Below are 8,846 nucleotides of genomic sequence, written 5' to 3'. Positions count from 1 at the left end.
AGCCTTACGAAAAAAGGCTTTAGCGGCATCGGCATCTCTGTGTTTCCTAAGTAGAAACTCTATAGTATTACCGAGTGAGTCAACGGCTCTATACAAATACACCCAACATCCGTTTACTTTGATATATGTTTCGTCCATCCTCCAACTATTGCCTACGGGCTTTTTGCGTTTCCTTACCGCAGCATCTATTAACGGTACAAACCTTATTACCCATCTTTGTAGAGTAGCGTGATCTACCTGCACTCCTCTAATACTAACTATTTCTTCTAAATCACGATAACTTAGAGAAAATCTGCATTTCATGTAAACAAATAGCATTATTATCTCGGGCGACGAACAAAATCCTTTAAAATACTTGACCAATTTCGGAGAAATGTTAAACGGCATTCGAATATTTTTTAAGCCTTTATACCGGATTTAGAGAGTCTCCGCAACAGATGCGACAGAACCCGATTTTCTATGGTAGCAATATTTTCACTTCTTAAGTATTCAAGGCACCCGATAAATAACATTCTACCCCAACTACTCCATTTTTTATCATAATCCGGTACATCCGGAGGAGTGTTGGGAAAGAAAAAAGTGGCTACATAAAGCTTTTTGATAAGTCAGAGCTGACGGCCAATCGTATTTACTTACTTGCGGATAAGAGATCGCTGCCGTTATAGCGGCGCTAAGCAACAATTAAACAACAAACGATCTGTCTAGTATTTGAAAGAACATTTGCAGCTTATGCAAAAATATCTGACCGCCACTGATAAAGTTATTGAACATGTTATTTATCTTTTTTAGAGTAATCTAGTTTTATATGTTGTTTTATACCTTCGACCTCTTTTCTAAGTTCTATTGCTAATTCTTCTTCGGTAGGTAAATGAAATTGGTATTTGGAAGCGAAAATTTGTTTATTCTCGGCACCAAGAGTGTACTTTATCATTGCTTCATTTTTATCAGTGTATAAGATAAGACCAATAGTAGGGTTATCACCCTCAGTAATAACCTCCTGATCAAAGTAATTTACATAAATTTGAACTTGCCCTAGGTCTGCATCTGCATGATTTAATTTATATTCCTTATCCAGAATTGAGGTAATATGATAAGAAGAATAAAAACAATAAAGTATACTATATATCAGTTTTTTGTAGTAGTTTGCTTTTTTTTGCCACGAGAGGCTTCATCTAGTTCAATTAATTTTGACAGTTTAAATGGTAATAATATGCGGTATATTTTATCTAATGAACGTGGTGAGAAAGAGGTTAAAGACTTTATAAACAATGTACTAAGACAATGCGATGCTGATAAATTTATTGAAATATCACATAAAATGCTTAATAATAATCTTAACTTATCAAATGCTGAGTTTTATAACTCTTTGAAACCACAAATTTCAACAACTACTCCCTTGGTTCCGTTTATAGCCAAAGTAAAATCACTACATCATCAACAGAAGATTTTATCCGAGCAATTACAACATTTAATTGGTAATAGAGTGATAAAAAACTATGTTGAGATTGGTACTCCTGGTACTTACATTAATGGTTTGAAGAATTCAATGCTTATTGAACACGCAACGGTAATTAATAATACTCAAGGTCTAATAGATTATATCCATGGTAGCTCTTGGTCTTTCTCAAGAAAATTTAAAGCATATGATAAATTTGTTCCGCTTAATAACTATGATGCAATTGCAGAAGAACAGATTCCTAGTAACAGTATTGATGTAGTATCTTGCGTAATAGGATTACATCATATTCCAACTGAAAAACTCCAATCATTTGTAAGCTCAATATATCGCATTCTAAAACCTGGTGGTATTTTTATTCTTAGAGATCATGATGCTAAAGATGATGAGGTGAAATCCATAGTTCAAGCAGCACATACCATTTTTAACTTGGTAACAATGGAGTTTGATTTGGAGGAGGAAGTCACAGAATATCGTAATTTTCAACCGCTTAGCCATTGGATAAAGTTATTGATGATGACCGGCTTCACAGAAGCTACTTGCGATAACTTATATCAGGCAGGTGACCCTACTTTAAATGCGATGGTAAAGTTCATAAAACCTTTACAATTAGAATCAGAAGTTATATCACAAATTGAAGATTATCCTTATTATAAAAGAGATTTGACTAAAACATTTCTTTCTGCGCCGGAATGGCACAATGTGCTTACTACTGTTGAATATACCAAATTTATTTATAACAAACCTTTCTATGAGTTTCCTTATTTCTCTAGCATTGGATCATTCTGGGAAGTGTTTGGAAAATCTTGGAATGAGGCAAGAAAATATCATTCATTTTGGCAAGTATTAACTGCAGATTATACGCAAATGAACATATTCATAGGAGCATTTATGACTATTGAATATTCTCTGAAAGGAATAATTTCTGCTCCGCTATGTTGGCTTATCCAAGATGCAGAGCCACGAAAAATTCAAATGTTGGTTCGAGATCCTAAGAACGAAGTGAGCGAAGTTTTTTCTGGCGCACATGTTATTAGAGAATTTGGAATTAATGATCTTAAGCTAGTGGAAGTAAGTCGCTACAAAGCATTTATGGAAAGCATAAAATCTCTTAATAATAATTTTGCATTACAAATAGCTTCGATCGCAGGTAATGATAGAATTCAATTTACTTTAAAGCATTTTCCTGTACAAGCACTGATATTAGATTCTGCTTTGGGGGTCAAAAAATTGTATAATTGGTCTTTTCCAACAGTAGTTGATCAAGAATTTACTGCTGTAACTGTAGAAGTTGCTCTCCTAAAAGATTTTATAGAAACTATTTCAAGAAACAATATTGAAGTATTTTATATCCATGATTTCTAGGTTCTATGAAAATGAAAAAAATAATCATACTTACGTTTATTGTTCTAATCTCAATATATGGTATTTTGGCTTTTAGTACTCAACTTTTTGAAGACGAAGAATCATCCCACTTAAAAGAATTTCATCAGAATTTATTTGACTTATATTTACCAGCTGACGAATCTTTAACTATAGTACAAAAGCTTAAACGAGTTTTTTACCGTGAGGTTACATGGTATAAGATTAAAAATAATAAAGAGCTGGCAGGACTATTAAACCCCCTGAGTGATTTTAAAAGACAACCTCCTGCTATTGTTATCAAGGAATTTCCGGATATCGTAAAAAATGGCTTTAAGAATGTTAGTCCAGAAAGGCAAGATGAATTTAGAAGAGCTATTATGCAAGCTGGTTCACCTGAACTTAAGAAATATCTTTTTAAGCTACGGCAGACCTGGTTGTATATTGTTTACTCAACACCTCTAACCTATGACCTTGCTGGTATTATGCCAAAAGAAGAAAATAAGGTAGTTGCCGTTAATTTGAACTTACCAAAAACTAAACTTAAATTAGTTGATAATGAAATCATTAATGAAGATGGCGAAATAGATTATTTAATTATTGGTAGTGGTCCAGCTGCTAGTGTTATTGCTCATGAGCTAACTAGACAAGTTACTGGAGCAAAGGTAATGTTAGTGGAATCCGGATCTTTTGTTAAACCTTTAAGCACAATTACTGAAGCTTCATCCAATCTTATGGAATCAAATAATGATCGTAGGACAATAAGTGGTGGTATTGTAATTCGTAACGGTGCGACAGTTGGTGGAGGTACTACTGTTAATTTAGATCTTGCTTTTTCGCCTCTCCTTCCTCAAATAAAAGTAAAATTACAAGAATGGGTTAACTTCGATAGATTGCCTGCAGATTTTTTTCATCAATCAAATCAGGATTGGCAAAAATTGCATGATGCCTATGAATGGGTTAAATCATATGTTCATACTAGGCAGGTATCGGCTGAAGAAATTAACGATAATAATAAGCTGCTAAAAGATGGAGACTTGCTTGCAACAACTTATAATCTTAATGCTAGAAAGCCTGCAGGTAAGAAAAATGAGATCTTAAAAATATCAGCCGTAGAAGCATTTATTTTACCAGCACTGCGAGGAGGTGATAATTTTAAAGGTCATCTTAGCTTGCTTTCTAATGTTAAAGCTGTAAGGATTAACTTTAGCAACAATAATAATGATGGAGAAAAAAAATCTATAGGAGTAAGTGTGATAGCGCAACCATTACTTCAAGAAGAATATGTTGCTGAGGATATTAATAACCTTAAATTATCTGAAGTTAAAGAATATACAATTAATGCCAAAAATATTATTATTAGCGCTGGTACTTTAGGTTCTGCAGAACTGTTATTAAAATCAAACATCAATAATGATAATATTGGGCAAGGAATTATTATACACCCATCTATGGGGGTGATAGGGCAGTTTGCTAAAGAAATAAATGCGTTTGAAGGCTTATCTGCTTCTGTTTATGCCCCTGCTGCTGACGGTAGTTATTTCTATGAAGCAATGTCTGATAACCCACAATTTATAGCCCAAATTCATCCAGGTAGTGGCAAAGATATAATTCATACTCTGCAAAATTATAAGAAACTTGGGGGATTTGGTATTATGTTAGTTGATAGTGTAAACTACAATAATCGTGTTTTTATTGATCATAATTCTGGAAAAGTAGAAGTAGATTATAATATTAGTGACACCGATAAAATAAGATTACGCGAAGGAATTAAAACTGCTATTAAAATTCTATTTCAGCAAGGAGCTCAAGAAGTTTTTATACCAACAGCTGAAAATATTTTTGGCAATACTAAATTTGAACCATTTCTTTCGCCTGGTAATATAGATAAAGCTGTTGAGCGTTTGGCAATTATTGATCCTTTTAACTTTATTTCTTCAGCTCATATGCAAGGTAGTAATAAAATAGGGTCTGATCCTCAGAGTTCAGTAGTTTCTAGCAATTTTAGAGTTTGGGATTTGTCGAATAAAAAAGAGATAACCAATCTTTATGTATGTGATAGTAGTATCTTCCCTACTTCGGTAGGAGCTAACCCAATGCAATCAATATATACTATTGCCAAACTTTTTGTGGATCGTCTAATTTTGTTGAATGACACGGTGCCATCAAGTTAAGTAAATGAAATTTTATGAGTTTTAAGCTCAATAATCGGTACCGTCAAGTTGTTTAGAACAGTTAAAAGATGAGTAGTAATCTTCAGGGTTTAGGCGCAGTGATATTGGGTATCGACTATGCTGTTGTAGATAGCGATAGTCTCTTTTAATTTTTGTCTATAGGTAGCGGCTGGATGTTTATAACGGTTAATCTTGAGTAAGTTATTGCAAGAGCCCATAGAGGATAGCAACTTTTTAGTGGAGGTAACAGACTTAAACTTACGCATCTGTCGTTCTTTCTCTCTAGTAGGTTGGTGAGATTTTTCTATTAAATTATTAAGCCTTTTATGCAACCTATGTTCAGAGGATTTCATTAATGTTTTATGTACCTTACAGTAGCTTCTGAGCTTATCGGGTATCAACTATGTTTAGCGATAAAAATTTAAATATTTAGGGTTTAAATTTTTATCGCTAAACATAGTTGATACCCATCACTTAACTTAAGGGTAATCGTTCAGAGAGAATTAATTTTATAGTTGTACCAACAAATAAATTCTACTCCCGCCTCAAGTCAAAGAAATTATAAATACAATTCTTGGATTCAAGTAATGTGCTTATTTGTTAATCAAATCAGCATATGATCCAATCCTTTCAAAGAAAATAGTTATTCCTTCAGAGCTTTTAAACCAATAACCAATTAGATTCTATACGTTATTCTCAATCAATGTAACCCTTTATTCGAAGAAAAAGACAAACTCAAATTAATGACAAAATATTTGCTTATAGGTTATTTCTTTACAAATAATTAATCTTTAGGTTGTATATATAATAAACGTACTTAGTTATGTTGTTATGTGACTTTCACATTGGATCGGAGAAATTGACGACAGTTTCTAGACCACCCCACTACAAAGCTACCGGATTCCTAGGCAGTCGGTAGCTTTGACTATTATTACTCTTTTTCTACATAAAATAATTTTAAGAGTATAATTGATATACTACTTATATAATTGTTATATTATCATAACTTTTCTATACATTCAGTCGCTACAGTTAGCTAATACGCAAAATAATTCGCAATTGCCTTACTTTTCCGAATTAAACTCACTATTTTTCAGCACATATAAATAGTGTTATATAATTTTAATATAGTAATTATACTATTTGTATATAACTATTCTAGTATTTTTATACTAATTAATACAATGATCCTTAGAAATATTTACTCGACCTTCATCATTGAAAAATATTTAAACTTATTATTCGGTAGAAACAGTAAAAATATAGGAAAGAAAAAGTAAAGCTCAAGTAAAAGTTTTTCTATGTAGAATGGATTAAAGTTCTCGCTATATGCTTAAATAAATTTGTCCGAAAATGCTCTTAAAAAGAAAAACAACATTAAAATTATAAAAGGTTATATAATTCTGATATAATAATTACATTATTTATATATAGTTACTATAGTATTTTTATACTATATAGATAAAATTTAAATTTGTATCACGTATTCAAGCTATTAATAAAAAATTAAGAGACAAAATAAATAAAAAAAAGTTATAAACTAAAATAAGATTATTCAAGCAGTACTATTAAGTTTGTTTGAGAATAGCGAATCTTATTTAGCTTTATAAATAACATTATGCTTATTACCAACCAAAGATCTTTCTAGAATTATAACATTTTTAATCTACTAATGACACTTATCAATATTATTCATTGATTTAAGTGCCACTCTTACTGCATTGAAAAGTAAATAGCATACCTTATATCTTTAATAACTCTCACTACTTTCAAGAGAAAACGTTAATAGTTCTAAATATAACAACAGTATTACTCTTTTAATTCTTTTAATTTTAGTTTAGCTACTGGTCTTAAGAGCTCTACACACACTGCGTTTACTGATAGCCCCGTTAGAGCAGAAATTTCAGATACATCTTCTGCTAAAGATTTAGGAAATCTAAGTGCTAGAGCCTTGACTTCTTCTTTTTTAAAAACTCGGACTTTTACTTTTTCTTCAGTATCTTTTTTTGCATTATCTCGAGATGGCAAAAAGTTTAAAAATTCCTCTGCTTTTCTCTCTTTTTCAAGTGCTGATAAAGGTGGTTTAGAAAATCTATTATTACTCATTGTTAATTTCCTCTATACCATATAATTCTTCATAAAGATTAATTACTTCTTGAATTGCTTTAGGATCTTCAGGTTTATACTCTACTACACCCATACCGCTTATAGCAGCCCTTCGATAAATTATTCTTTCATAAATACTTGCTTTAAGCATTTTTAACTGTGTAAATTCTTTTACCAACTCACGCATTTCTTCTATTTCTTTTACACTAGGATTTGGAGAAGCCATATTTACCGCAATATATACTTCTAAGTTTTCATTGATTTCTCTAGCAGTTTCTACTAGTACAGCTAGCCTCCTTAAAGTCCATAAATCAAATTGAGAAGGTCTTAATGGAAATACAGCAATGTTGCTAACTAACAACGCACCTCTTAGCTCTGGTGAATCTCTTCCACCAGCATCAACAATTATATCTTTGTATTTCTTATTAAGTTCTGTTATTTCTGTTCTAACTGACCTGTCATATTTTTGTACACTAGTAATTCTTGGTGTAATATTTGTTTCTTCCCTTACAGAGCACCAAAAGCTTGCAGTAGATTGCCTATCTGTATCAATAAGTAATGTATCAGGTTGTCTTATTGTTCGTAAAACTGCAATATTAGTAGCAAGAGTAGTTTTGCCAACTCCACCTTTTTCTCCACCAAATAGAATTATCATTTGCGCGCTATCCTAATATAGTTAATATACTGTTATTATATCACTTTAATATCAAAACAATATAAATGTTATATATCAACTATAAATATTACACAATCAATAATAATATTTTTATTAAAATGTGTGATTAATATACAATTAAAATAATTATTTATATGTTTTTGCTAAATAACGTTTATTATATCATAATGATATAATAATGATATGATTAGCATGGCATATCTATACTACTTTTATATATATATAATACTATAATGATATGATAGTGATATGACTTGGTGAGGTTGCATTATGTGATGAAGTCGCTTAGATATAAAATAAAAAAAGCGCTAAAGAGCTTCCAACTCTCCAGCGCTTCTCGTTGCTAGAACAAACACTATTCCAACAAACAGCCATTTGTGATTATAGTATTTTTTTCTTTATTTACAAGAAAACATATGTTCTAGCCTAATAAAATTTTAATAAGCTAGAAGATATGGCACAGCCCTCTTATACTTGCAACGTTGAAGCACCATCACAACTAAGCATAACTTGTAATAACAACATTGCTTTAAAAGAAGCTTATATTCCAATCACTGGCGGCTTACTTAACTATATTATAGAAACTACTGAGCTAACAACCATTGAAAAAATATTTTACCTTCTTGCTGATAGCTTAGCGCTAATCAATTTTCACTGTAACAGACAGCGAGTTGTTGCTTTAGCTGCTGATTCTTGGGTAAAAAAGCTTAATTGTTCGAGATCTCAAATTTTTACCATGCAAAAAAATTTGGCAGCTAAAGGCTATTTTATTCTTTACAAAGACAAAAATCTTTACGGTCAAAATAATCGCAATTTAATTTATCCCACTTTACCTGATCATGTCTTTGAACTGCTACGTACATCACCTGATCGGACTGGAGAAGAACATCTACCTTATGTTGATACTAATGAATCTAAACGTGAATATCTTGATCGTAGCAAGTTATTTATTAGCATAAGCTATCAAACTCTTAAAGAACTGTGCACTCATAATCAACTTACGCCATTTCATAAACTAATCTGGTTGGATCTCTATACTCAATGCTATAAAAAATATATTGCTGCTAGAACA

7 protein-coding genes and 1 pseudogene are annotated in these 8,846 nt (G+C 31.6%); 3 read left to right on the top strand and 5 right to left on the bottom strand.

Going from position 1 to position 8,846, the window contains the following annotated elements:
* The coding region (locus Trichorick_RS08815; protein ID WP_323739285.1) for an IS6 family transposase at positions 1–387 on the bottom strand (387 nt) is incomplete at its 3' end.
* 385 nt (positions 388–772) lie between these two features.
* Positions 773–1,075, bottom strand: coding sequence for a PDDEXK nuclease domain-containing protein (locus Trichorick_RS08810; RefSeq protein ID WP_323739286.1), 303 nt, complete (start codon positions 1,073–1,075; stop codon positions 773–775).
* 12 nt (positions 1,076–1,087) lie between these two features.
* Here Trichorick_RS08810 and Trichorick_RS08805 point away from each other — a divergent pair, with 12 nt between their 5' ends.
* Both Trichorick_RS08805 and Trichorick_RS08800 read left to right on the top strand, forming a co-directional pair.
* The gene (locus Trichorick_RS08805; RefSeq protein ID WP_323739284.1) at positions 1,088–2,821 is read left to right on the top strand and encodes a class I SAM-dependent methyltransferase; all 1,734 of its coding nucleotides are present in this window, start codon (positions 1,088–1,090) and stop codon (positions 2,819–2,821) included.
* 11 nt (positions 2,822–2,832) lie between these two features.
* Complete coding sequence (locus Trichorick_RS08800) at positions 2,833–4,992, top strand: GMC oxidoreductase (protein ID WP_323739283.1); 2,160 nt, start codon at positions 2,833–2,835, stop codon at positions 4,990–4,992.
* 89 nt (positions 4,993–5,081) lie between these two features.
* Here the strand turns inward: Trichorick_RS08800 and Trichorick_RS08795 are convergent, their stop codons facing one another.
* The 3 genes from Trichorick_RS08795 to Trichorick_RS08785 all read right to left on the bottom strand — a co-directional run bounded on the left by Trichorick_RS08795 (position 5,082) and on the right by Trichorick_RS08785 (position 7,753).
* Complete coding sequence (locus Trichorick_RS08795; RefSeq protein ID WP_323739282.1) at positions 5,082–5,393, bottom strand: DDE-type integrase/transposase/recombinase; 312 nt, start codon at positions 5,391–5,393, stop codon at positions 5,082–5,084.
* A 1,408-nt stretch (positions 5,394–6,801) separates the two neighbouring features.
* The gene (locus Trichorick_RS08790; RefSeq protein WP_323739281.1) at positions 6,802–7,098 is read right to left on the bottom strand and encodes a hypothetical protein; all 297 of its coding nucleotides are present in this window, start codon (positions 7,096–7,098) and stop codon (positions 6,802–6,804) included.
* Positions 7,091–7,753, bottom strand: coding sequence for a nucleotide-binding protein (locus tag Trichorick_RS08785; RefSeq protein ID WP_323739280.1), 663 nt, complete (start codon positions 7,751–7,753; stop codon positions 7,091–7,093). Before Trichorick_RS08785 ends, Trichorick_RS08790 begins: the two co-directional genes overlap by 8 nt.
* A gap of 475 nt (positions 7,754–8,228) precedes the next feature.
* On the opposite strand from Trichorick_RS08785, the pseudogene Trichorick_RS08780 reads away from it, so the two are divergent.
* Positions 8,229–8,846 (top strand): annotated as a pseudogene (locus tag Trichorick_RS08780) (hypothetical protein); the annotation flags it as partial.

The organism is Candidatus Trichorickettsia mobilis, from assembly GCF_034366785.1.
In the GTDB taxonomy this organism is placed as follows: domain Bacteria; phylum Pseudomonadota; class Alphaproteobacteria; order Rickettsiales; family Rickettsiaceae; genus Trichorickettsia; species Trichorickettsia mobilis_A.
Note: the sequence above shows the minus strand (reverse complement) of the source record. Positions and strands in the feature narration are given on the sequence as shown.

Excerpts from the sequence above, each read along its gene's own strand:
- Trichorick_RS08805 (WP_323739284.1), top strand. The coding sequence starts at position 1,088 with ATGATAAGAAGAATAAAAACAATAAAGTATACTATATATCAGTTTTTT.
- Trichorick_RS08790 (WP_323739281.1), bottom strand. The coding sequence starts at position 7,098 with ATGAGTAATAATAGATTTTCTAAACCACCTTTATCAGCACTTGAAAAA.
- Trichorick_RS08785 (WP_323739280.1), bottom strand. The coding sequence starts at position 7,753 with ATGATAATTCTATTTGGTGGAGAAAAAGGTGGAGTTGGCAAAACTACT.
- Trichorick_RS08800 (WP_323739283.1), top strand. The coding sequence starts at position 2,833 with ATGAAAAAAATAATCATACTTACGTTTATTGTTCTAATCTCAATATAT.